22 protein-coding genes are annotated in these 23,982 nt (G+C 56.5%); 8 read left to right on the top strand and 14 right to left on the bottom strand.

Features of this window, described 5'->3' with window-relative positions:
- The first annotated feature begins 68 nt into the window (after positions 1-68).
- Entirely contained in the window at positions 69-998 is a 930-nt protein-coding gene (locus D5067_RS20670) for a DMT family transporter (protein WP_119935814.1), read from the top strand.
- Positions 999-1,043: 45 nt separating this feature from the next.
- Here D5067_RS20670 and D5067_RS20665 read toward each other — a convergent pair whose 3' ends face one another.
- Positions 1,044-1,679, bottom strand: coding sequence for an OapA family protein (locus D5067_RS20665; protein ID WP_119935813.1), 636 nt, complete (start codon positions 1,677-1,679; stop codon positions 1,044-1,046).
- A gap of 232 nt (positions 1,680-1,911) precedes the next feature.
- On the opposite strand from D5067_RS20665, the gene bamJ reads away from it, so the two are divergent.
- Positions 1,912-2,532 carry a BamJ family beta-barrel-assembly machinery protein gene (bamJ, locus tag D5067_RS20660; protein ID WP_168192641.1) on the top strand — a complete coding sequence of 207 codons (621 nt, stop codon included), beginning with the start codon at positions 1,912-1,914 and terminating at the stop codon, positions 2,530-2,532.
- 313 nt (positions 2,533-2,845) lie between these two features.
- Entirely contained in the window at positions 2,846-4,255 is a 1,410-nt protein-coding gene (cycA, locus tag D5067_RS20655) for a D-serine/D-alanine/glycine transporter (RefSeq protein ID WP_119935811.1), read from the top strand.
- 86 nt (positions 4,256-4,341) lie between these two features.
- Here cycA and ytfE read toward each other — a convergent pair whose 3' ends face one another.
- Positions 4,342-5,004, bottom strand: a complete 663-nt coding sequence (gene ytfE, locus D5067_RS20650) for an iron-sulfur cluster repair protein YtfE (protein ID WP_119935810.1) — start codon at positions 5,002-5,004, stop codon at positions 4,342-4,344.
- A 244-nt stretch (positions 5,005-5,248) separates the two neighbouring features.
- On the opposite strand from ytfE, the gene D5067_RS20645 reads away from it, so the two are divergent.
- On the top strand, positions 5,249-6,898 hold the full coding sequence (locus D5067_RS20645) for a methyl-accepting chemotaxis protein (protein ID WP_119935809.1): 1,650 nt from the start codon (positions 5,249-5,251) through the stop codon (positions 6,896-6,898).
- A gap of 78 nt (positions 6,899-6,976) precedes the next feature.
- Here D5067_RS20645 and D5067_RS20640 read toward each other — a convergent pair whose 3' ends face one another.
- The 3 genes from D5067_RS20640 to D5067_RS20630 form a co-directional block, all read right to left on the bottom strand.
- Positions 6,977-7,942: a DMT family transporter gene (locus tag D5067_RS20640; protein ID WP_119935808.1), complete on the bottom strand. Its 966-nt coding sequence runs from the start codon at positions 7,940-7,942 to the stop codon at positions 6,977-6,979.
- A gap of 75 nt (positions 7,943-8,017) precedes the next feature.
- Positions 8,018-8,842, bottom strand: coding sequence for an AraC family transcriptional regulator (locus D5067_RS20635; protein ID WP_119935807.1), 825 nt, complete (start codon positions 8,840-8,842; stop codon positions 8,018-8,020).
- 81 nt (positions 8,843-8,923) lie between these two features.
- Positions 8,924-9,772, bottom strand: coding sequence for an SDR family oxidoreductase (locus tag D5067_RS20630; RefSeq protein ID WP_119935806.1), 849 nt, complete (start codon positions 9,770-9,772; stop codon positions 8,924-8,926).
- Between the two features lie 84 nt (positions 9,773-9,856).
- Between D5067_RS20630 and D5067_RS20625 the strand changes: the two genes are divergently transcribed.
- Entirely contained in the window at positions 9,857-10,243 is a 387-nt protein-coding gene (locus D5067_RS20625; protein WP_119935805.1) for a winged helix-turn-helix transcriptional regulator, read from the top strand.
- Positions 10,244-10,341: 98 nt separating this feature from the next.
- On the opposite strand, the gene D5067_RS20620 is transcribed toward D5067_RS20625, so the two are convergent.
- Positions 10,342-12,285: a bifunctional 2',3'-cyclic-nucleotide 2'-phosphodiesterase/3'-nucleotidase gene (locus D5067_RS20620; RefSeq protein ID WP_119935804.1), complete on the bottom strand. Its 1,944-nt coding sequence runs from the start codon at positions 12,283-12,285 to the stop codon at positions 10,342-10,344.
- A 190-nt stretch (positions 12,286-12,475) separates the two neighbouring features.
- Between D5067_RS20620 and cysQ the strand changes: the two genes are divergently transcribed.
- Positions 12,476-13,216 (top strand): 3'(2'),5'-bisphosphate nucleotidase CysQ, encoded by a 741-nt coding sequence (gene cysQ / locus D5067_RS20615; protein WP_119935803.1) that lies wholly within the window; start codon positions 12,476-12,478, stop codon positions 13,214-13,216.
- On the opposite strand, the gene D5067_RS20610 is transcribed toward cysQ, so the two are convergent.
- Complete coding sequence (locus D5067_RS20610; RefSeq protein WP_119935802.1) at positions 13,210-13,767, bottom strand: YtfJ family protein; 558 nt, start codon at positions 13,765-13,767, stop codon at positions 13,210-13,212. The two genes, cysQ and D5067_RS20610, sit on opposite strands and share 7 nt — an antisense overlap.
- Before the next feature lie 324 nt (positions 13,768-14,091).
- On the opposite strand from D5067_RS20610, the gene D5067_RS20605 reads away from it, so the two are divergent.
- Positions 14,092-14,298 (top strand): DUF1107 domain-containing protein, encoded by a 207-nt coding sequence (locus D5067_RS20605; RefSeq protein WP_004857160.1) that lies wholly within the window; start codon positions 14,092-14,094, stop codon positions 14,296-14,298.
- A 72-nt stretch (positions 14,299-14,370) separates the two neighbouring features.
- On the opposite strand, the gene paeA is transcribed toward D5067_RS20605, so the two are convergent.
- From paeA to D5067_RS20575, 6 genes are all read right to left on the bottom strand, one after another.
- Positions 14,371-15,708 (bottom strand): polyamine export protein PaeA, encoded by a 1,338-nt coding sequence (gene paeA / locus D5067_RS20600; protein ID WP_119935801.1) that lies wholly within the window; start codon positions 15,706-15,708, stop codon positions 14,371-14,373.
- Positions 15,709-15,903: 195 nt separating this feature from the next.
- The gene (locus D5067_RS20595; RefSeq protein ID WP_119935800.1) at positions 15,904-17,451 is read right to left on the bottom strand and encodes an MFS transporter; all 1,548 of its coding nucleotides are present in this window, start codon (positions 17,449-17,451) and stop codon (positions 15,904-15,906) included.
- A gap of 79 nt (positions 17,452-17,530) precedes the next feature.
- On the bottom strand, positions 17,531-18,553 hold the full coding sequence (locus tag D5067_RS20590) for a Gfo/Idh/MocA family protein (RefSeq protein ID WP_119935799.1): 1,023 nt from the start codon (positions 18,551-18,553) through the stop codon (positions 17,531-17,533).
- A gap of 12 nt (positions 18,554-18,565) precedes the next feature.
- Positions 18,566-19,633, bottom strand: a complete 1,068-nt coding sequence (locus D5067_RS20585; protein ID WP_119935798.1) for a Gfo/Idh/MocA family protein — start codon at positions 19,631-19,633, stop codon at positions 18,566-18,568.
- 2 nt (positions 19,634-19,635) lie between these two features.
- Positions 19,636-20,814 carry a Gfo/Idh/MocA family protein gene (locus tag D5067_RS20580; protein WP_119935797.1) on the bottom strand — a complete coding sequence of 393 codons (1,179 nt, stop codon included), beginning with the start codon at positions 20,812-20,814 and terminating at the stop codon, positions 19,636-19,638.
- A gap of 16 nt (positions 20,815-20,830) precedes the next feature.
- Positions 20,831-21,982 (bottom strand): Gfo/Idh/MocA family protein, encoded by a 1,152-nt coding sequence (locus D5067_RS20575; protein ID WP_119935796.1) that lies wholly within the window; start codon positions 21,980-21,982, stop codon positions 20,831-20,833.
- 192 nt (positions 21,983-22,174) lie between these two features.
- Here D5067_RS20575 and D5067_RS20570 point away from each other — a divergent pair, with 192 nt between their 5' ends.
- Positions 22,175-23,233, top strand: coding sequence for a LacI family DNA-binding transcriptional regulator (locus D5067_RS20570; protein ID WP_119935795.1), 1,059 nt, complete (start codon positions 22,175-22,177; stop codon positions 23,231-23,233).
- Here the strand turns inward: D5067_RS20570 and msrA are convergent, their stop codons facing one another.
- Entirely contained in the window at positions 23,234-23,875 is a 642-nt protein-coding gene (gene msrA / locus D5067_RS20565; RefSeq protein WP_119935794.1) for a peptide-methionine (S)-S-oxide reductase MsrA, read from the bottom strand.
- Between the last annotated feature and the right edge of the window lie 107 nt (positions 23,876-23,982).

The following is a 23,982-nucleotide window of genomic DNA, read 5'->3' as shown; positions in this document are numbered from 1 at the left end:
TATGGTAGCTATTCCTGACGCATTCTCTGATAATAAATTGAAACGCAATTTTATTTATGAGATTTGTCATGGATACCCCTCTGCCCACGCCTCTCTTTGCCCGTCGAAATGTGGCCTATGCCTGCGCCACGCTCTGCTGTCTGCTTTGGGGTAGCTCTTACCCGGCCATTAAAAGCGGCTACGAACTGTTTCAGATCGCCACCGATGATATTCCGTCGAAAGTGGTGTTTGCCGGATACCGTTTTCTTTTTGCGGGTGTATTGCTGCTGCTGTTTGCGCTGTTGCAGCGTAAACCTATCGCCAGACTTACGCCGGGGCAGTTTGGCCAGCTTACGATCCTGGGGCTGACGCAGACGTCCATTCAGTACACGTTCTTTTATATCGGGCTGGCGTATACGACCGGCGTTAACGGCTCGATAATGAACGCTACCGGAACCTTCTTCAGCGTGTTGCTGGCACACTTTATCTACCACAACGACAGGCTCAGCTATAACAAGACGCTGGGCTGTATTCTGGGGTTTGCCGGGGTGATGCTGGTGAATTTTCACAGCGGGCTAAGCGAGTTCCATTTTGTCTGGAACGGTGACGGTTTTGTGGTGCTTGCTGCCTTTATCCTTTCTGCCGCCACGCTCTACGGAAAACGTATCTCACAGACGGTCGACCCTACGGTGATGACCGGCTGGCAGCTGGCTATCGGCGGGCTGGTACTGGTGGTGGGCGGATACGCAACGGGCGGAACGCTGGAAGTGCACAGCGCTAAGGCCGCTGCCGTGCTTGGGTATCTGACGCTGCTTTCATCCGTGGCGTTTGCGCTGTGGAGCGTGCTTCTGAAGGTCAATCGCGTCAGCATGATTGCGCCGTTTAACTTCGTTGTACCGGTGGCGGGCACGGTGCTATCCGCGATTTTCCTTGGGGAAAACATTCTGGATATCAAATACGCGATTGCGCTGGTGCTGGTCTGCTCGGGGATCTGGTGGGTCAATAAGCGGAGTGCCTGAGAACAGTGTGCCGGGTGGCGGCTACGCCTTACCCGGCCTACAGAACTAGCGTGCCCTGATAAAACTGCCGTCAGGCTGACGGGTAAAGAGCACCTGCTGTCCATTTCCGGTATCGATCGTCAGCCCGGTCACCACGCCGCTGGCGTTCTGGCGGATCTGCACCATCTGGCCATTCTGCAGGTTGCTCAGCGGTTTGCCTGCGCCTTCTACCTGCGCCATGGCGTAGACATCCGTCGCGGGTAGGCTATGGTCGCGGAACAGCTGGGCGAGCGTTTTGCCCGGCTCAACGCGATAAGAACGCCACTGTTGTTCAATGCCCGTTGGCTGCTGGACCGCTGGCGCGGCAGCCTGCTCCTGAGGTTGCTCCTCCTGAACAGGTTCAGGTTCGACGGGCGCAACCTGGCCAGGATCGTTGGACGGCGTAACCAGCTGGGTCTGCATAGGCTGCGCGTCTGGCTGCGGTTGCGTTTGCGACTGGATATCCAGCTGCGCATTGCGGCTTACCGGCGCGGTGTCGACATCATCGCCGCCGGAAGGCAGCAGGAAGCCAACGATCACCAGCAGCGCGCCAATGATAATCCCCCTGCGATGCAGAGGAGGCAGCGGGTCCATGAGGCGAAAATTATCCGGCGCATGCCAGATTTTCGCCAGGGTAGGTTTCAGTTCAAATCGCCCGGGCATGGCTCTCCTCCTGCTCCGCGTCTTTTATATCCTGTGCTCGAAGTATAGTTCGCTAACTGCCTGAACGACGTAGCAAACCCGACATCCGTGACATCAGTTCGGGATTAATCCTGGTTCTCTCTATTGTTTCTGTTTCGCTGCAGTTTGTCACCTTTACTTAAGACAAAGTTTTACCCATAAGGGCATGGCTGCTATGCTGCCCGCTACTTTAAATGTGATGGAAGGAAAACCCATGACCACCCCGACTTTTGACACTATCGAAGCGCAGGCAAGCTACGGCATCGGCTTGCAGGTAGGACAGCAACTGAGCGAATCCGGCCTGGAAGGTCTGTTACCGGAAGCGCTGGTGGCGGGTATCGCTGACGCGCTGGCAGGCAATCATCCGGCCGTTCCGGTTGACGTTGTACACCGCGCGCTGCGTGAAATCCACGAACGCGCTGACGCAGTGCGTCGTTCGCGCTTCGAAGAGATGGCAGCAGAAGGCGAAAAATATCTGGAAGAGAACCGCGAGCGTGAAGGCGTGAACAGCACCGAATCCGGCCTGCAGTTCCGTGTGATCAACCAGGGCGATGGCGCTATTCCGGCGCGTACCGACCACGTTCGCGTGCACTACACCGGTAAGCTGATCGACGGCACCGTGTTCGACAGCTCCGTTGCGCGCGGCGAACCGGCTGAATTCCCGGTTAACGGCGTTATCGCGGGCTGGATCGAAGCGCTGACCCTGATGCCGGTCGGTTCCAAATGGGAGCTGACCATCCCTCAGAACCTGGCCTACGGCGAGCGCGGCGCTGGCGCGTCCATCCCGCCATTCAGCACCCTGGTGTTTGAAGTCGAGCTGCTGGAAATCCTGTAATCGGATTGGCTTATTTCCTCTCTCCGCCCGGGGAGAGGAAAATAGTGATAAAACCTATAGTTACGACCAAATCAACATTTAATCTTGCAAACGAAACTGTTGCGTGTATTTTTGTGAGCTGTTTCGCGCTGTATGAGTGATATGACACTCACTTTCAACATATTATTAACATAATATCTAAATCATAGTATTCATCCCGCCGATTCTTACCTACTATCGATTAGCCCTTACAGAGGGAACGTCATTTATTTGGCGTATCTAAAGGCCAGAAGAGCCTTAACAACACAGACAGGCATAAACAGGAAAATATCACATGGTAGATCAGGTCAAAGTCGCCGCCTCGGAAGAGGCGTCCTCTGAACAGTCGCTGCGGCGAAATCTCACAAACCGTCATATTCAGCTTATTGCCATTGGGGGTGCCATCGGTACCGGGCTGTTTATGGGGTCGGGCAAAACCATCAGCCTTGCCGGGCCGTCGATCATCTTCGTTTATATGATCATCGGTTTTATGCTCTTCTTCGTGATGCGCGCAATGGGTGAATTGCTGCTCTCGAACCTCGAATACAAATCCTTCAGCGACTTCGCCTCTGACCTGCTCGGCCCCTGGGCGGGCTATTTCACCGGCTGGACCTACTGGTTCTGCTGGGTGGTAACCGGTATGGCGGACGTCGTTGCCATCACGGCGTACGCGCAGTTCTGGTTCCCCGGCCTTTCAGACTGGGTAGCTTCGCTGGCGGTTATCGTTCTGCTGCTGAGCCTGAACCTCGCCACCGTGAAAATGTTCGGCGAGATGGAGTTCTGGTTTGCGATGATCAAAATCGTCGCCATCGTGGGGCTGATTGTTGTGGGTCTGGTGATGGTGCTGACGCACTTCCAGTCACCAACCGGCGTTCAGGCATCATTCACTCATCTGTGGAATGACGGCGGCTGGTTCCCTAAAGGCATCAGCGGCTTCTTTGCCGGCTTCCAGATTGCGGTGTTTGCGTTTGTGGGGATTGAGCTGGTGGGGACCACCGCGGCGGAAACCAAAGATCCGGAGAAATCACTCCCGCGCGCAATCAACTCCATTCCAGTCCGTATCATCATGTTCTACGTCTTCGCGCTGGTCATCATCATGTCCGTGACGCCGTGGAGCTCTGTCGTCCCAACCAAGAGCCCGTTCGTTGAGCTGTTCGTACTGGTGGGCCTGCCTGCCGCCGCGAGCCTGATCAACTTCGTGGTGCTGACCTCCGCGGCCTCCTCGGCTAACAGCGGCGTGTTCTCGACCAGCCGTATGCTGTTTGGTCTGGCGCAGGAAGGCGTTGCGCCGAGCGCGTTCGCCAAGCTGTCTAAACGTGCGGTACCGGCGAAAGGGCTGACCTTCTCCTGCATCTGCCTGCTGGGCGGTGTGGTGATGCTCTACGTAAACCCAAGCGTGATCGGCGCGTTCACCATGATCACCACGGTCTCTGCGATCCTGTTCATGTTCGTCTGGACCATCATCCTGTGTTCATACCTGGTGTATCGCAAACAGCGTCCGCACCTGCATGAGAAATCCATCTACAAGATGCCGCTGGGCAAGCTGATGTGCTGGGTATGCATGGCGTTCTTCGTGTTTGTACTGGTGCTGCTGACGCTGGAAGATGATACCCGTCAGGCGCTGATCGTCACGCCGCTGTGGTTCATCGCACTGGGGCTGGGCTGGCTGTTCATCGGTAAGAAACGAATGGCGGGCATGCGTTAAGCATGTTGCCGGGTGGCGCTGACGCTTACCCGGCCTACGTTCGAGGACGTTGTAGGCCCGGTAAGCGCTAGCGCCACCGGGCTTTTTTATTTACCCGATAACGCACGCGGGAACAGAACGTTGTTCTCAAGACTGATGTGTTCCATCAGATCGTCAATCATCTCGTTAATGCCGTTGTACATCGCTTTCCAGGTGGTGCACGCTTCTGGCGGCGGCGTGACGTTGTTGGTGGTGTGCTTGATCACTTCCAGCAGTTCGCCGGCGTCATCATGTTCGCTTTCCATTACGCTGATCGGCCCCATCGCCTGGCTGCCCATGCCCTGCTTGATCATCGGGAAGAGGATCTGCTCTTCTTTCATCATGTGGCTGGACAGCTCTTCGTGCAGCATGGACAGATACTTCGCCAGGCCGCGCGGTACGGAAGGTTTGTCGGCGTGAACGCGCTCAACTTTTGTTGCCTGCAGGATCAGCTCTGGCAGCTGCTCGCGGTGACGGTCGTGGTAACGCACGATGATGTGGTCAATGATCTCGGCAAGCGGTGCGGTGCGCCAGTCTTTATCTACAGGCTGCTCGGCCAGCTGTGCCAGCTCTGCTTCAATCGCCTCGACGTCCAGCTCCTTGCGCGAGGCAGCACGCCCCAGCGTTTGCTTACCGCCGCAGCAGTAGTCCATATCGTATTTACGGAACAGCGCAGAAGCGCGGGGGATGGAGAGCGCCAGCTCGCCGAGGGGTTGGTCGCGGAAGGCCATAGCAGTTACCTCATCATCAATAATATAAGATGCATATTAAATGCATCTTTAAGGCGGCGCTATAACCCTTTAGGGGCAAGAATAAAATGCGATGTCCGTCACAAAAAAATGTCTCGTTTAACTTACTGAATGGATTTAGAAAATGGCTTTCGAAAGTTTTTAAAGGTGTAGAAACAGTAAACAACGCGCCGCGCCTGCCGATAGATACACGTCAGACAATACCTGCATATAAAAAAGGCAACGCATGTTTAAACGTATAAAAGTCATAACCCTCCTGATCTCGGTGCTGCTCGTGCTCGGCATCATGCAGCTGATCTCTGCCGGCATTTTCATAAATGCGCTGAATAACGACAAAGAGAACTTCACCGTTTCTCAGCTCTCCAGCCAGAACGTGGCGGAATTTACCGATGCCTGGATCAGCCTGAATCAGGCGCGCGTTACCCTGAACCGCGGCATGCTGCGTCTGCAAAGCAGCATGGCCTCGCAGATCAACGGCGGACAGCTGAACGAGCTGGTGAACACTGCAAAAAACCTGCTGGCCGATGCCCAGGCGCATTACGATAAATACTACGCGCTGCCGGAAACCCCGGGTCTGGATGAAAAACTGGCCGATCGGCTGGAAGAGCAGTACCGCATTTACTCCGCGACGCTCACCCAAATGAACGTTCTGCTGGGCCAGGGCAACCTGGAAGATATGTTCAAACAGAATGCCGAACAGAAGCAGACGGCGATGCAGAAGGTTTATCGCGAGTGGCGCGAGGCGCAGTCCGCGCTTAGTAATAAAGGCATTCAGGATAATGAAAGCGACTATAAGCGTATCCTGTGGATCCTTTCTGCCGTCATGATTCTCGTCATTGCGGTGATTATCTCCAGCTGGATTGCGATGCGCCGCGTGCTGCTGCTGCCGCTGGAAGATGTCATTAACCATATCCGCGCCATCGCCGCAGGGGACTTAACCCAGCCGATTCAGGCACAGGGTAAAAACGAAATGGCGATCCTGGCGCGCAACGTTCAGGAGATGCAAACCTCTCTGGCGAACACCGTCGGCGTGGTGCGCGAAGGGGCTGACACTATCTATACCGGCGCGGGCGAAATCTCGGCTGGCAGCAACGATCTCTCATCCCGTACCGAACAGCAGGCCGCGTCTCTGGAAGAGACCGCCGCCAGCATGGAACAGCTGACCGCAACCGTGAAGCAGAATGCCGATAACGCGCGTCAGGCATCGCGTCTGGCTTTAGATGCGTCCTCAACGGCGAAGAAGGGCGGTAACGTGGTGGAAGGCGTGGTGCGTACGATGGACGAAATCGCTACCAGCTCAAGCAAAATTGCGCAAATTACCAACGTGATCGACGGCATTGCCTTCCAGACTAATATTCTGGCGCTGAACGCGGCGGTGGAAGCGGCGCGTGCGGGTGAACAAGGCCGTGGCTTTGCGGTGGTGGCGGGTGAAGTGCGTACCCTTGCCCAGCGCAGCGCCCAGGCGGCAAAAGAGATTAAGGCTCTGATCGATGACTCAGGCGACCGCGTAAACGCCGGTTCCCAGCTGGTGAACGAAGCGGGTGCGACGATGGCGGAAATCGTCAATGCGGTCACCCGCGTGACCGATATCATGGGTGAAATCGCCTCGGCCTCTGACGAGCAGAGCCGAGGTATCGATCAGGTCGGGCAGGCGGTGGCAGAGATGGATCGCGTGACCCAGCAAAACGCCTCGCTGGTTGAAGAGTCTGCTGCAGCGGCAGCGGCGCTGGAAGATCAGGCCGCACGCCTGAACGAAGCGGTGGCGGTGTTTAAAATCACGCGCAACCAGGCGGTGAAAGCCGCGCCGGTGAAGGCCTATGTGCCAAAAGCGCAGCCGGTAGCGACCGCGTCTGAAGCGAACTGGGAAACGTTTTAACATCAAACCGGGTGGCGCTGACGCTTACCCGGCCTACGGTTTTACAGGCCCTGCAAGCGAAGCGCCGCTGGGCAATGCTCACAGCTCCGACGCCGGAACGACCCTCGGTTTTTCCGGCTTCGCTCTCACCGCAATTACCACCCCCACCACCAGCAGCGCGATCCCGCAGGCCGTTAACAGCGGCGGCACGCTCTGGCGCATCAGGAAGGCATACAGCAGCCCTGCCAGCGTTTCGAAGACGATCAGCGGCCCTAAGATCACCGTCGGCAGCTTCTGGCTGGCGATGTTCCAGCACAGCGCGCCGACCCAGGAGCACAGCACCGCAATGGCTACCATCAGCCCCACGAACAGCCACGGGCGCGGCCCAAAGGGCAGGGCGAATTCCGGCTGCTGATGGCCTAACCAGATGCTCGCCCCGACGTATCCCACCAGTGACACCGGCAGCGTCACCAGCGCCTGCGCCGTCGCCCACATCATTGGATGTTTATCGGGATTCTCCCGCAGCCAGCGCGCGTTGCGCAGGGCATACCATGCCCAGCACACGACGGAAATGAAGGCTAAAAAGATCCCCGAACCGTAGCGCCACAGGCTGAAATCATCCAGCCCGTGACGCAGCTCGGCAACGTTCACGCAGACCAGCCCCACGGCGATGCACCCCAGCGCGGGCATCATCTTTGACCACGCCAGCTTGCCGTCCCGGTGGCTGTAGAGCAGATTGGCGAAAACGGGGATTACCACCGGCAGCGTGCCGATGATCATGGTGGAAACCGGCGCGCCGGTACGCTGAATAGCGCTTGCCAGGCAGACGTAGTAGATGAGGTTGCCCATCATGGTCAGGGCCAGCGCGGTCACCCAGTCCTGTCGGCTGAGCTGACGCAGACGCGCGCGCCCCAGCCAGGCCAGAGGAAGGGCAATCAGCCCCAGCGCCAGATAACGTCCGGTAGACTGCAGTATCGCCGGGTATTCCGGCACTATCAGAGGGCCGACAAAGATCAGCCCCCACATCAGACCTGCAAGCAGGGCATACAACACGCCGCTAATCATTTTTCCATCCACATTGATTTACTTTGCGCTCAGTGTAGGGGGGCGAAACGCACGCGTATTGTATGAGATTGCGCATTAGCGCCGCGCGACCTGCTTCTGGTAACGCACGGGCGTAATGCCGTAGCGGCGGGTAAAGGCGCGGGTGAGATGTGACTGATCGGTCAGCCCGGTTGCGGCCGCCACCTCGGCGGCGGGCATGCCGTGGGTGAGGAACGCTTTGGCGCGCCACAGGCGGATCGCCATCAGCATCTGATGCGGGGTAACGTGGAAATGGGCCTTGAACTGGCGCTGGAAATGGTAAGGGCTGAGCGAGACGACGTTGGCCAGCTCGTCCAGCGTCAGGGGGAGCATGTAGTTATCGTGCAGATAGTCGCGAACGCGCTCAAACCGGTGCGCGCCTTCCTGTACCACCGGCGCGTGATGGGCGAACGGCTGGAACGTCTCAATCAGATCCAGCAGCAATCCTTTTTGTGCCAGCGGGTCGTTCGTATGCCACAGGCCGTAAATCAGCTGGCCGATGTGCTGCGAGCGCAGCGGATCGTAGCGGGTCACGTCGCTAAACCACCAGTGCCGCAGGCCGGTCACCTCTTCCAGCAGGTCGGGTTCGATGTAGACCATCCGGTAGCGCCAGCCGTCAACGGTGGCGGATTCCCCGGTGTGGATCTCGTCCGGGTTCATGGTAACGACGGATTTTTCCGGCGCGAGGTGCTGGGTGCCGCGATAGCGGAAGCGTTCGGCGCCGGTTTCAATAGTGCCGATACCGAAGGCTTCATGGGTGTGAGGCTCAAAGGCGTAGTCGGAGATATGGGCGTGATAAAGCTCCAGGCCGGGCAGCTGCGCCAGATGGCGAAAGCGCGCGCTGTCTCTCTCATCAATGAACTGTTCCGGTACGCCTTGCACGGTAAGCCTCCTCGTGGGTCATCGCTTCATTATCAGAGATGACCCGAGGGGATGCCACAAAAAATAACCAATCCGTAACAATTACAGGATGGATTTGACGCTCTCCGCCAGCGTTGTCGTCGGGCGATCGATAAGCTTGCTCAGGGTACGGCTGTCGTCGAACAGGCCGCCTTTGGACGCGCCGGTGTCGGAATCCGCCAGCATATCCGCCAGCCCGGCAGGCAGGCCAACGCCCTTCAGCGCGGCGGCAAAATCGGCTTCGCTCAGGTTCTGATACGCCACCGGCTTACCGCTCTGCCTGCTCAGTTCAGCCGCCAGCTCGCTCAGCGTCCAGGCGCTGTCGCCCGCCAGTTCATACACCTTACCTGCGTGACCTTCCTCAGAAACCACTTTGGCCGCCGCCGCCGCGTAATCTGCACGGGTCGCAGAGGCAATTTTGCCTTCGCCAGCGGCCCCGATAAACACGCCGTGCTCCAGCGCAGGCGGCGCGCTCGCCAGATAGTTTTCGGTATACCAGCCGTTGCGCAGCAGGGCGTAAGGCACGCCGGATTCTGCCAGCGCTTTCTCGGTTTGGACGTGCTCAACGTGCAGACCCAGCGGGGATTTGTCAGCATGCAGCAGGCTGGTGTAGGCGATAAACTTCACGCCCGCCGCTTTGGCGGCGTTAATGACGTTCTGGTGCTGCGAGGCGCGCTGGCCCACTTCGCTGGAGGAGATCAGCAGCAGCTTATCCACGCCGTTCAGCGCGGTAGTAAACGCGGCTTCATCGGTGTAATCCGCCTGACGAACCACGATACCCTGCTGGCTCAAGGCTTCAGCTTTAGCCGGGTTACGCACAATGGCGACAATCTGGTTTGCCGGAACGGTTTTCAGCAGTTCTTCAATAACGTGTTGGCCAAGCTGGCCGGTAGCGCCGGTAATCGCGATCATGGTGAATCTCCTTCGTGTTTGTCTGGTGTTGTGGCACACTATCACCATAACTAACTTTTAGTAAGTACGTACAAAAAGGTAAGTATGAAAATGACCATTCCGACGCTCAGCGAGCAAATGCGCGACGGCAATCTCTTCGCGGAACAGTGCCCATCAAGAGACGTCCTGAAGCACGTCACCAGCCGCTGGGGCGTGCTGATTCTGGTCGCGCTACGGCAGGGCACGCATCGCTTTAGCGACCTGCGCCGCAAGATGGGCGGCGTGAGCGAAAAGATGCTGGCTCAGTCTTTACAGGCGCTGGAGCAGGATGGGTTTGTCGATCGCGTGTCGTATCCGGTTGTGCCGCCGCACGTTGAGTATAGCCTGACGCCGCTGGGCGTTGAGGTGAGCGAGAAGGTGGCCGCGCTGGCGGACTGGATTGAACTGAATACGCCGCAGGTACTGGCGAACCGGGACGAGCGTGCGGCGTAAAAGCCGGTTATGTGCGGCCTGGTGCCCTCACCCTGGCCCTCTCCCACGGGGAGAGGGAACAAACACCAAAAACGGCAACGTGCGTTGCCGTTTTGCTTTTACCTGCTCAAATCCACCTGATAAATCGCGAACCCGATATCATCGGTTGCGACCTTCTTCATCGGATACTGCGCCTTATCCTTAATGAACGCGGCCGCCTTGTCGGTCGGTGACGTTTCAAAGCGGATATCCAGCTTCGTATCGCTGTGGATTGGCGCCAGACGCCAGTTGTTGTCCACTCCCGGGTGGATCTCACCGGCTTTTTTCGATTCAGCGCTGATCCACGCCGCCAGCACCGAACGGTTTTCGTCCGGGGAGGCAAAAGCGATGTGGCTGTCACCCGTTCCTGCAAACTTGCCGCCGTAGGCGCGGTAGTTGTTGGTCACCACCAGGAAGGTGGCACTCGGGTCAATCGCCTTGCCGTTGAAGGTCAGGTTTTTTATACGCTCGGCCTGCGGGTTAATCGCCTGGCACTCGCCGTCATATTTCGCAGGCTGGGTAACGTCAATCTGATACTCCACGCCGTCAATCACGTCGAAGTTGTAGGTACGGAACCCGTCCCAGTTAATCAGCGACTGCGGCTTGCTGCTGTTCGGGTCGATCTGATTAAACTGCCCGGCGGAACACTCCAGCCACTCTTTCACCTCTTTGCCCGTTGCTTTCACCACGACCAGGGTGTTCGGATAGAGGTACAGGTCGGCGGCGTTGCGGAAGGTCAGCTGGCCTTTTTCGACCTCAACGTAGCTTGCCGGATCGTTCTTGCGTCCGCCCACCTTGAACGGCGCGGCGGCAGACAGCACCGGCAGTTTTGCCAGATCCGGATCGCCCTGAATAAAGTGTTCGGCGTAGGCTTTCTGCGCCATGTTAACCACCTGAACGGTCGGGTCATCCTGCACCAGCGCCAGGAAGCTGTACATGTTGTCTGCTGATTTGCCGATAGGCTTGCTGACGAACTCGCGCGTCGCGTCGTGGTCATGCTTCAGCACGTCGACCAGCTTTTTATCTTCACTCACCAGCGATTTTTTGGATGCTGCGTCGTAGATCGGGCGCGCTTCCGCTTTCGACTGGGTGACCTTCCAGCTGCCGCCGTCGTTATTCAGCACCAGATCCACCACGCCAAGATGGTCGCCCCACATGCCCGGCATTACCGACGGCACGCCGTTGAGGGTCCCTTTCTCGATATCCGCGCCTTTGATGCTGGTAAAATCTTTGCCCGGGAAGACCGCGTGGGCGTGGCCAAACAGGATCGCGTCAACGCCCGGTACTTCGCTCAGGTAGTAGACCGAGTTTTCGGCCATCACCTGATACGGATCGGCGGAGAGGCCCGAGTGGGCAACGACGACCACCAGATCTGCCCCTTTCTCACGCATCTCCGGCACGTATTTGCGCGCGGTTTCGGTGATGTCGTTAACGGTCACTTTCCCGTCGAGGTTGGCTTTATCCCACGTCATGATCTGCGGCGGCACAAAACCGATGTAGCCAATTCTCAGCGTCTGCTTTTTACCTTCACTGTCGACGACTTCAGTCTCTTTAATCAGATAAGGTGTAAATAGCGGCTTCCTGGTTTTAACGTCGATGATGTTGGCGTTAACGTACGGGAATTTCGCGCCGGCCAGCGCGTCGTGAAGGTATTTCAGGCCGTAGTTAAACTCATGGTTGCCCAGGTTGCCGACGGTGTAATCGAGGGTATTCATCGCCTTATAAACGGGATGGATCTCGCCTTTTTTCAGCCCCTTCGCCGCCATGTAGTCGCCCAGCGGGCTACCCTGAATTAAATCGCCGTTATCGACCAGCACGCTGTTTTTCACCTCACCGCGGGCGGCGTTGATCAAACTTGCTGTGCGTACCAGTCCGAATTTTTCGGTAGGCGTATCTTTGTAGTAATCGAAGTCCATCATGTTGCTGTGCAGGTCGGTGGTTTCCAGAATACGGAGATCCACCGTCGCCGCCTGAACGCTTGCTGCAATCAGCGTCGCCAGGAGCGTTGCGCTAAACTTAATCATCTGAGGAGTCCTTTTTTCGATCCAAGCCACAAAAGAATATGTATCTATATTTTGTTGCTTACAGAAGTGTGAATGCTGCCAGAAAAAAGCGCATTGAAACCGGAATTGCTTCACAGATAGCGGAATTGTTCACATTACGATATAACTAAAACAACGAGTTATGCCCACTGCGTTAACGAAGAGGTGGAGAATGTTAGATAAGATTTGTCAGCTCGCACGGGATGCGGGTGATGCCATTATGGAAGTGTACGACGGCACAAAGCCGATGGACGTCGTCAGTAAAGCCGATGACTCTCCGGTCACGGCGGCCGATATCGCGGCGCACGGTGTGATCCTGAAAGGGCTGCAGGCGCTAACGCCGGACATCCCGGTTCTCTCTGAAGAGGCACCGCAGGGCTGGGACGAGCGCCAGCACTGGCAGCGCTACTGGCTGGTTGACCCGCTGGACGGCACCAAAGAGTTCATCAAGCGCAACGGTGAGTTCACCGTCAATATCGCCCTGATTGAAAACGGGAAAGCGGTGCTCGGCGTGGTTTACGCCCCGGTGATGAAGGTGATGTACAGCGCGGCCGAAGGTAAAGCCTGGAAGGAAGAGTGCGGCGTGCGCAAGCAGATTCAGGTGCGCGATGCGCGTCCGCCGCTGGTGGTCATCAGCCGCTCGCACAGCGACAGCGAACTGCAGGAGTACCTGCAGCAGCTGGGTGAACACCAGACGACCTCGATAGGCTCATCGCTCAAGTTCTGCCTGGTGGCGGAAGGGCAGGCGCAGCTTTACCCGCGCTTTGGGCCGACTAACGTCTGGGATACGGCCGCCGGTCATGCAGTGGCCGCCGCCGCAGGCGCTCATGTACATGACTGGCAGGGCAAGCCGCTGGACTATACCCCGCGCGAATCATTCCTTAACCCCGGCTTCCGCGTCTCGCTTTACTGAGCCAGCAGCTTGTGCAGCAGGGCAACCACCTGCTGCACCTCATCCTGGGTCAATGCCCCGTCTTTGGCCCACTGCACGCGTCCCTCTTTATCCAGCACCACGATTGCGGAACTCTCTTCTTCCAGCTGCCACGCTTTGCGCGTCACGCCGTTGCTGTCGACGATGAACTGCGACCACGGGTAGAGCTTTTTATTGCTCTCAAGGCTTGAGCGAACGAACATGCCGGAGCCGGGGATCGCGTCGTCGGTGTTAACAATCGTGGTGGTCTGGTAGCGGTCATGCGGGAATTTTCCCGTCTTAATCGCCTCCACCAGGGGCGCGTTTTTCTCTTTCGCAGATGTACGGCCCGCAATATGTTGTACAACTCTCACTTTCCCTGCGAGCTGCGCGCTATTCCAGACTTTGTAGCTAAACTTATCATTGTCGAGAATCAATTCTCCCCGGTCAGCAATGCCGACCGGCGGTACGCGTTGTCCGTTTTCAAAATTGTGCGCGCAAGCCCACAGGGGCAGAAGCAGGAACGCAGCTGCCAGGATATTACGTAGGGTCATGGTGTTTCCTTATTGTTAGCAGGTGATCCGACCACTTGGTCTTACGCTTTTAATCATAAGTGCGATCAATGGGGTTTTCCCGCAATCCCGATGCCAGTTTGCGGGTGAACGCACATATCCATGAAAAAACGACGGCTTATACTGCCCTCCGTTACGCTTTGCAAAGATTATTCTGAATAATTGTAATCAAACGGTAAATAAACTTATGCACACTGGGTAACACCGTAGTTCTGGTCTATAGTCATGGGGCATTAAAATTTGCGCTCAGGACAGTCGGGCCGATTGTGGCACCGCAAGAGCGTATGATTCGCAGGAGATACAAGAATGAAAATTTTCCAACGCTACAACCCGCTTCAGGTGGCGAAGTACGTGAAGATCCTGTTCCGAGGACGGTTGTATATCAAGGATGTTGGCGCTTTTGAATTTGATAAGGGCAAAATCCTTATCCCAAAAGTGAAGGACAAACAGCACCTGTCTGTAATGTCCGAAGTCAACCGTCAGGTTCTGCGTCTGCAAACTGAGATGGCTTAACCAACGTGCTATGCAGTAGTTAAGTAGTTAAAAAGACGGCTCCCAATGGGAGCCGTTGAAGTATCTGGGCCTTTATGCCGACACTTTTTCTTCCGCGTCCGGCAGCTTCGGCACCAGCACGGTCGGTTTGTTATCGATGCGCGTCACCAGCAGCTGGTCGATACGGTAGTTATCGATATCCACCACTTCAAACTTGAAGCCCGAGAACTTCACCGAGTCGGTTCGTTTCGGGATTTTACGCAGCATAAACATCATAAAGCCGCCGATGGTCTCGTAGTTGCCCGACTGCGGGAACTCGTCAATGTCCAGCACGCGCATCACGTCTTCAATCGGCGTACCGCCGTCGATCAGCCATGAATTCTCGTCACGTTGAACAATTTGCTCTTCCATGCCCTGGCCCACCAGGTCGCCCATCAGAGTGGTCATCACGTCGTTCAGGGTGATAATACCCACCACCAGCGCGTATTCGTTCATAATGACCGCGAAGTCTTCACCGGCGGTTTTGAAACTTTCCAGCGCTTCTGAGAGCGTCAGGGTATCGGGCACGATCAGCGTATTGCGGATCTGCACGCCGCTGATCAGCGCCAGGCTCTGGTTTGCCAGCACGCGGTTCAGCAGGTCTTTGGAGTCCACGTAGCCGATGATGTGGTCGATATCTTCATTACAGACCAGGAATTTAGAGTGCGGATGCTCCGCCACTTTGTTCTTCAGGCTCTGCTCATCTTCGTGCAGATCGAACCAGATAACGTTTTCACGGCCGGTCATGGAAGAGGGAACGGTACGGGATTCCAGTTCAAACACGTTCTCGATCAGCTCGTGCTCCTGCTTACGCAGAACGCCAGCCAGCGCGCCGGCTTCCACTACCGCATAAATGTCGTCGGACGTGATGTCATCTTTGCGCACCATCGGCAGCTTAAAGATGCGGAAAATCATATTCGCCAGGCCGTTAAAGAACCAGACCAGCGGCCGGAACACGTACAGACAGAAGCGCATCGGGTTGATGATACGCAAAGCCACAGCTTCTGGCGCAATCATACCGATGCGTTTCGGGGTCAGGTCAGCAAAGAGAATGAACAGGCCTGTTACCAGCGTGAAGGAGAGAATAAAGCTCAGCTGTTCGGCAAGCTCTACGGACATGTATTGAACAAAGAGGCTATAGAACGCCGGAGAAAACGCTGCATCGCCCACGATACCGCCCAGAATGGCGACCGCGTTCAGGCCAATCTGCACCACGGTGAAGAACATACCGGGGTTTTCCTGCATCTTCAGAATGCGTGAAGCATTGATGTTGCCTTCGTCGGCAAGCAGCTTGAGTTTGATTTTACGGGACGCAGCCAGCGAGATCTCAGATATCGAGAAAAATGCACTGACGGCAATAAGGCAAAGTATTACTAAAATACTGTTTAACATAGTTTATCCGGCTTATCGCCAGATCCTCAGAAGGGGAGTTGATACCATTTGTGTGAAAACACATTGAACGTCGGCTCGTAGCGTTGAGCCGATTATTTCAGCGGTAGTATAGCGTAAAGACGTGTAAATCTGCCAGAGGTCACGTTTTTGGCAAAAAGCGGCCGGACGGGCGGGGAACCGGTCCGGCATAAGGGGTTATTTTACGGCGGATAAACTGATGTTTTTAACCGCCTGGCGCGTGGCATCTCCGCCCCACACCTGGTCATATTCATAGCCCGTCAGCTGCTTGATGACGACCCGGGTATCCTCGTCGCAGTCGCGGTAATCGCCGCCCAGCTTGCGGCGGGCAATTTCTTTCAGCAGTACCCTGTGCGTTTCACGGGTCAGTTTGAATTTGTACGTCGCGAAGAAGCTCACCGCCAGCAGCGCAGCCGTGGCAAAAATCATCAGGCCAATGATGGCGCCCAGCGCGCTCTCAGGCTGTGCGCCGCTGCCCTTCACGAAACCGGATTCCTGTAGCACCAGGCCGATAATCATGATCGCAATCGCAACGGTGCTCTTGCGGGTCAGCACCATCACCCCGGCAAAAATCCCTTCGCGGCGCTGCTGCGTCACCATTTCGTCGATATCCGGAATAAAGCTGTAGATATTCCACGGAATGTAATAGAGGCCGGAACGCGCCGCGCCCAGCAGGATGAAGACCGCTGAGAACAGCAGCGTCGGCACCTGGGTTTTGGTGAGGTAAACCGTAAACAAAAATGCCAGCACCAGGATGATACAGCCATAAGCGAGGCGAAGGGCGGCGGATGGCGTCATATTTAGCCGGTTTAAGAGCAGCATAAATCCGTACGTGCCCGGCACCGAGGCAAAGGCGGCAATACTCAGCCAGCCGGAGACCGCTGACGCATCCTGGCTCAGGCAATAGACCACGTAATACGTAAAGACTGAACCAAATACGTCCATCGCGGTGAAGGAGAAAATATAAATCAGGATATGCAGGCGGAACGCGCGAATGCGGAACGATGAAAAGAGATCCAGTACCAGATATTTAAGGTGGTTTCCTATACCACCGCTTCGCTGAGTATGGACCTTAAATTCAGATTCCTGCTGAACATCTTTTGCCTCCCAGGTCGTGTACCACGTAATAAATACCGCGAGGCAAAATACGCAGGAAAATATCAGCCCGGTCAGGGTATAGGTAAACGGATTATCTTTTCCGGTGAACTGCATAATCACGCCGGGAACGGATACGGCCAGAAAACCACCCAGCTGTGAGCAGATCATCCGCACGCCGGACAGTCGGCTACGCTCTTCGTAGCGGTTGGTCATTTCGGCCGCCAGCGTTTCCCACGGTACCAGCACCATTGCCGATAACAGCTCGATAGAGAGGTAAGTGCCTAAATAATACCAGTACCCCATATCCGTCATCCACAGCAGGGCATAGAGGAACATGAGCGGAGAGCTGAGTAATAAGAAGAAGCGCCGACGGCCAAATTTTCGTCCAAGCCAGGTATCACCAAAATTATCGGTGATGTAGCCCATAATCGGGCTCAATAACGCATCGATCACGCGGGCAATGGCGAATATTGAGCCCGCTTCGATGACAGACAGTCCGCAATAGGTGGTGTAAAAAAAGAGCAGCCAGGTGCCAATAATGGCGAAAGCGCCTCCGCCAAACAGATCGGTTATGCCATAGCCAAACGCCACGCCATAACCAACTCTTCGTTCAGTTGGTTTAACCATAATAATATCCAGTGTAGGGTAATGTTTAACCTGTTTTTCAGGTCGTATTTTTATTAACTGCTGGAATACAAATTACGTTTTAATTATTGATATTTATCCACTGTCTTAATTGAGATGAACGATAAATAGCCTCCACAAGGGTGAGTGATTTTCCGGCTTCACGGATATCGGTGTAGTCCGTACTTCCGGGGTTATTGACGGCATGATAAAAATGGCGGATCGCCTGCTGGTGCCCCAGCCCCCAGTAGCTTTTTGCCGAGCCGTCCGGTGACGCATCGTTTTCCAGCCGAGAACGCTCGCCGGGCGTCACTCGCCAGAGCGCATTGTCGTTGAGCCGCAGCGTGCCGCGCTCGCAGTGGACCTCCAGTAAAAGCGGGGAATCGGTGGTGTGACAGTTGCTGGCATAAAACAGGCCACGCGCGCCGTTGGCAAAGTGCAGCGTCGCCATGGCGCTGTCTTCCCCTTCGGTGATATCGGCCAGCTCGCCGCTATCGACCACGCCCTTCAGCCGCGTCACGCCGCCGGCGAGCCACTGCATCAGGTCAAGCGTATGAATGGCCTGATTGATGAGCAGGCTGCCGCCCTCCGTTGCCAGGCGGCCGCGCCACGGGCTTTCGGTGTAGTACGCGCCGGAGCGTGACCAGGTGAGGAAGGCGCGGATACTGAGCATCTTGCCGAGTGAACCTTCTGCCAGTTCTTTACGCATGCGCAGGCTGGTTGGGTTGAGCCGGTTTTGGTAGCACACCCCCAGCAGGCCCGAGGCCTGCTCAGCGGCACGGGTGATATCCCTGATTTCACCGCCGTTCATGCCCACCGGTTTTTCGCAAAACACGTGTTTTCCGGCGGCAAGCGCCGCCAGGATCATGTCTTTGTGCTCGACGTGTGGCGTGCAGATGTGCACCACGTCGATGCCCTCATCCAGCAGCATTTCCCGGTAATCCTGATAGAAGCGGCACTGGTAGTTCATCGCCAGCTTCAGCCCTTTGACGCTGTCGGTATCCACCAGCGCGCGCAGCGCTACGTTGGGAAGCTGGCGCAGGGCATTCACATGGCAGCCATGAATGGCGCCGCCGCCGATAATCGCCGTGTTCAGGATCGTCATCGTCATCTCCCGCTAGTCAGCCGCGTTCGCGAGCATCTGCGCCTTCACGCACAGCTCGGCCGCCTTAAAGGCGTGCGCCTGCGTCATGGCATTTTCAGTGCGGTGCAGGCAGTCGAGGATCAGCTCGCCAAAGAAGGGGAACCCGACCTCTCCGGCCACCGGATAGCGAAACTCTCCCTCGTTATTGACGAGATAAACCACATCCTGCTCGCCCCGGGTGAGGTCGACGTATTTGCGGATTTCGATATACCCCTCGGTGCCGAGCAGCGTCAGGCGGCCATCGCCCCAGGTGGAGAGCCCGTCCGGCGTGAACCAGTCGCAGCGGAAATAGCCGCTGGCCCCGTTTTCACCGCTAAGCATCGCATCGCCAAAATCTTCAAACGCCGGATACTGCGGATGGCTGTAATTGCGCGCCTGGCTGGCGATCACGGCGGCATCGCTGTTGCCGGTGTAAAACAGGAACTGCTCAATCTGATGGCTGCCGATATCGCACAGAATGCCGCCAAAATAGCGACGATCGTAAAACCAGTCCGGACGGCCCGTGCCTTCCCGGTGCGGGCCGGTTCCCAGGGTGTGTACCACGCGCCCAATCGCCCCCTGCTGCACCAGCTGTCCGGCAAAGACCGCGCTCTCGACGTGCAGGCGTTCGCTGTAGTACACCGCGTATTTTTTCCCGGTTTTCTCGACCATCGCCCTGGCATCGGCCAGCTGTTCAAGGGTGGTCAGGGGGGCTTTGTCGGTGAAGTAGTCCTTTCCCGCCGCCATCGTTTTAAGCCCCAGCGCGCAGCGCTCGGATGGGATAGCGGCCCCTGCGACCAGACGCACGTCATCGTCGTTGAGTATCACCTCCAGCGACTCCGCCACTTTTGCCTGCGGGTACTGTTGAATAAATTTATCCACTTTGGCCGGGTCGGGATCGTAAACCCACCTGAGCGTCGCGCCCGCTTCAATCAGGCCGTTAGTCATGCCGTAGATATGGCCGTGGTCAAGCGCGGCGGCGGCAAAGACAAACTCGCCTTCCCGCACGACGGGCTGAGGTTTGCCGACAGGCGCGTAGTGCATTCCGTCATTCTTGTTCATGGTTAGACTCCTCGATCCAAATCTTTGCCCAAAGGGATAGCGCCCACTTCGCTGAAGTTGGCGACGCTAGCGGATTTTTCATAAAAACGGGGGGCGAGGGCGTTGGTCCCGCCGGTACGGTAAAACGGATCGTCGCGGCCGATTGGCAGGGTGACAACGCTGCGGGTAATGGCTGACTTATAAATTGCGGTAATCAATTCCAGGGAGCGCTTGCCCTGCACGCCGTCCACCAGCGGGGCCGTACCGCGCTCAATGCCCTGGAGCAGGTCGTTAATCTGCCCGGTGTGAAGCGTCCACGTGAGCTTCGGCGTCTCCTGAACGATGGCGTTAAGCTGCGCTTCTCGCGGCAGGTCGTTGGTGTCCCGCGGGAAGCCGTTATCAGCACTCACGCAGGCGCAGGCCTGCCACGGCGCGGAAATACGCGCTTTGTCGCCCTGAATGATGATTTTCTGATCCTCGCCGTGATGCACAACCGAGGCGGTAAGCTGGGTAAGCGCGCCGCTGGAGTATTTGAAAATGGCCGCGCTGAGGTCCTCTACTTCGGCGTTGTCGTGGGCCGCGTTGGTCATCATCGCCACCACTTCGGACGGGAAGCCAAGCATCCACTGAATGGCGTCGATATGGTGTACCGCATGGTTTAGCGTGCAGCCGCCGCCCTCTTTTTCCCAGGTGCCGCGCCACCAGAGATCGTAGTAGCTGTGTCCGCGCCACCAGAAGGAATCCACCTGCGCATGGCAGATTTTGCCCGCGAGGCCGGAATCTAGCGCCGCTTTTAAGCGCCAGAAGGCGTCGGTAAAGCGGTTCTGGGCGATGATAGAGAGCGTTTTTCCGCTGGCTTTTTGTGCGGCAATCATCGCGTCGCACTCCTCAAGCGACGAGGCCATCGGTTTTTCGCACAGCACGTGGCAGCCGGCGCGAAGCGCGTCGATGGTGATTTCTGCATGTACGTAGGGCGGCGTGCAGACATCGACAATATCGAGGTTGCGTTCTGATTCCAGCATCAGCCGGTGGCTTGCATATACACGCGCCTCCGTCAGACCGTAGCGTGCCTTTTTCTCTTCGGCTTTTTCGGGGTAGATATCCACCAGCGCGACAATTCGGCAGCGCTGGCCAAACTGCAAATAGCCCTGAATATGGTTATGCGAGATATTCCCTGTTCCCACGATAGCGACATTTAACATCGATGATTCTCCCGGGTTACCAGCTGCCAGACGCATCCAGCGTGACGCTGGCGGCCTCTTTGTCTGCTGAGGTGTTGATACGCTGCTGGAGCAGGCGCAGATACTGTTTCTCGTTGAGCGGCAGCTCAACCCAGTCGTCCGTCCAGGTGGAGAGGTGCATCGCATTGGAGAGCGTCAGCCCGCGAATGCCTTCCAGACCCGGTGCAATCAGCGTTTCGCCGCGCAGGATGGCGGCACAGAAGTTGCGGGTAATGACGTAATGTTCGCTACATTCCGCGGCGACAGGAACGCTCACTTCCCAGCATTCCGGTTCACCAAAGCCGTTCTGCCAGCGGGCGTTAAACGCCGTTTCCGACTCGCGCAGCCGCCAGTAGCGCAGCTTCCCCTCCTCGACGACGACTTTTCCCCGATCGCCCACGATCTCAAGGCGGTTGGTCCCCGGTGTTTCGGCAACGGTAGTGATGAACACGCCGGTGGCGCCGTTGGCGTATTCAGCGTAGGCGGTGACCTCGTCTTCCACTTCGATGTCGCGATGCTTACCAAACTGGCAAAACGCGCGCAGCCTCACCGGCATACCTACCAGCCACTGCCAGAGATCGAGCTGATGCGGATCCTGGTTGAGCAATACGCCGCCGCCTTCCCCTTTCCAGGTGGCGCGCCAGCCGCCGGAGTTGTAGTAACTCTGCGAGCGGTACCAGCTGGTGATGATCCAGTTTGAGCGGCGGATCTCACCCAGCTCGCCGCTGGCGATCAGATCTTTCACTTTTTGATACAGCGGGTTAGGGCGCTGGTTGTACATCATGCCGAACACCACGCCGCACTCGTGCGCGCAGGCGTTCATCTCCTGCACCTGAGCCGTATACACACCGGCTGGTTTCTCGCACAGCGTATGAATGCCGTTGCGCATCGCCAGCATCGACAGGCGCGGATGTTCGTAATGCGGAGTGGCGACAATGACCGCATCGATAAGCCCGCTCTGGAGCATTTCCTGCGCGTCGCTAAACAGCGGGATGGTGCCCACCAGCTGGCGTATGGCCGAGTGCTTCTCGGTCGCATTATCGCAAACCGCACTCAGGCAGGCGTCGCTGACGGTTCCCGCCAGTAAATAGCGGGCGTGGACCGTACCGATATTACCTATACCAATAATGCCAAAACGTACCTTCTCCATGTCACACCTTAATTTCAGTCAAAAAGAGTGATGACCGGAAAATAGGAAAGGTCAGGTGCGACGACAATGTGTTTTTGTGAGAATACTCGCAAGGTCAATAAGTAAACTCCAATCATTTTGAAATTTCGTTTTAAAATCAATGTGCTGTTTCTGCAAATATTTGCAAAAACTGATTGAGAGCGAGGTCACACTATGGCGGGCAAGTTAAAAATGGAGCAAATCGCCTCCCTGACGGGCTATTCCGTCAGTACCGTTTCGCGAGTGTTAAGCGGCAAGTCTTACACCAGCGATAAGGCCCGAGAGGCGATAGTCCGCTCCGCGCGGGAATTAGGTGTACTTGAATCAATGGCGAGTGGACGACTGCTTATTAACGGTATCGCTGTTTTTGCCCCGGAAAGAACGTTTCAGGGGCGCGGTGATATTTTTTACCTTGAAGTGACCCGGGGAATTGCCGAAGCCAGCGCACCGCATAATGTGTGGGTCAGCTATTGCGGATTAGAAGAACAGCACGCCGATGTAAAATTATTTCTCGAGAAGGCCAGCCATAAAAATATTAACGCGATAATTATTATTGGCACGGATGATTCAACCATATTTAAACTGGCCAGCACGCTCAATAAACCCTGTGTATTAATTAATTCTGTCGACCGCGATCGCGTGCTGGATTCTGTATCGCCCGATCACCGCGCAATTGGCTTTACCACCATGCAATATCTTTTCGAGCAGGGGCATCGACGGGTGCTGACGCTGACCTGCCTGCGCAGGGATACGCTTTATGCTCGCCTGGACGGCATCAAGGAAGCGTACCGTCATTTTCACGTCGCGTTTGATGCGCAGCGTGATTTGCTGGTAACGGAGTGGTTTACCGCCGAAGAAGCCGAGCGCGCGCTGGATGAGTGGCTGTTACGTCATGACAAAACCCAGTGGCCGGAGGTGATTTTTCCCAACAGCACTAGCATGACGGAGGGCGTGCTCAGGGCGCTACAGCGCCACGGGCTGCGTGTACCGGAAGATATCTCCATCATCACGACCGATTTTGCGTGGAATTTAGCGCACCGGCTGGAAAAACCGGTCACGGGGATAACGGTGCCCTGCCGCGATCTGGGGATCGAAGCCGTTCATTTGCTGCAAACGCGGCTCAACAGGCCGCAGGCACCGGTTTATAATCTGCTGCTGCAGGGAAAGGTGATGGATTATGGTTCGGTCAGTAACGCCACGCGCCACGCGGCTCGCGTGGCGCTAGACCAGTAATCAGGCCAGCTGTGGCGGCAGGCACACGCCGATGCCACCGATACCGCAGTAGCCATACGGGTTTTTATGCAGATACTGCTGGTGGTCGTCTTCGGCATAGTAAAACGGCTTTGCGGTGGCGATTTCCGTTGTCACGTCACGCGTGTCGCCAGCGTCACGCATGGCTTTCTGGAAACGTTCAAGGCTGGCGCGGGCGGCAGCATCCTGCTCGGGGGTGAGGGGATAGATCGCAGAGCGGTACTGCGTGCCGTGGTCATTACCCTGACGCATGCCCTGCGCCGGGTCGTGATTCTCCCAGAAGACCTGCAGCAGCTGTTCGTAGCTGATGATGGCCGGGTCATAGACCACGCGAACGGCTTCAGCGTGGCCGGTGTCGCCGGAACAGACTTCACGGTACGTTGGGTTCGGCGTGTAGCCGCCGGTGTAGCCCGCTGCAGTGCTGTAAACGCCCGGCAGCTGCCAGTAGAGGCGCTCGACGCCCCAGAAGCAGCCCATCGCGAACAGCGCAATCTCCATTCCATCAGGAACGTTTGTCATTGAATGGCTGTTTACGGCGTGTAACGTCGCCACTGGCATAGGGGTGTTGCGTCCCGGTAACGCATCGGCTTGTGAAACCAGATGCTTTTTGTCGAATAAACTCACGGTGGGGCCTCCGGGGTAGCGATGTTTCAGTTAAGGTTGTCACGACGCGTTTAATTGAACACAATAAATGCGCTGAATGAGTCTAGATTTAATCATAAGAAATATTT

Source organism: Enterobacter huaxiensis (assembly GCF_003594935.2).
Lineage (GTDB): Bacteria > Pseudomonadota > Gammaproteobacteria > Enterobacterales > Enterobacteriaceae > Enterobacter > Enterobacter huaxiensis.
Note: the sequence above shows the minus strand (reverse complement) of the source record. Positions and strands in the feature narration are given on the sequence as shown.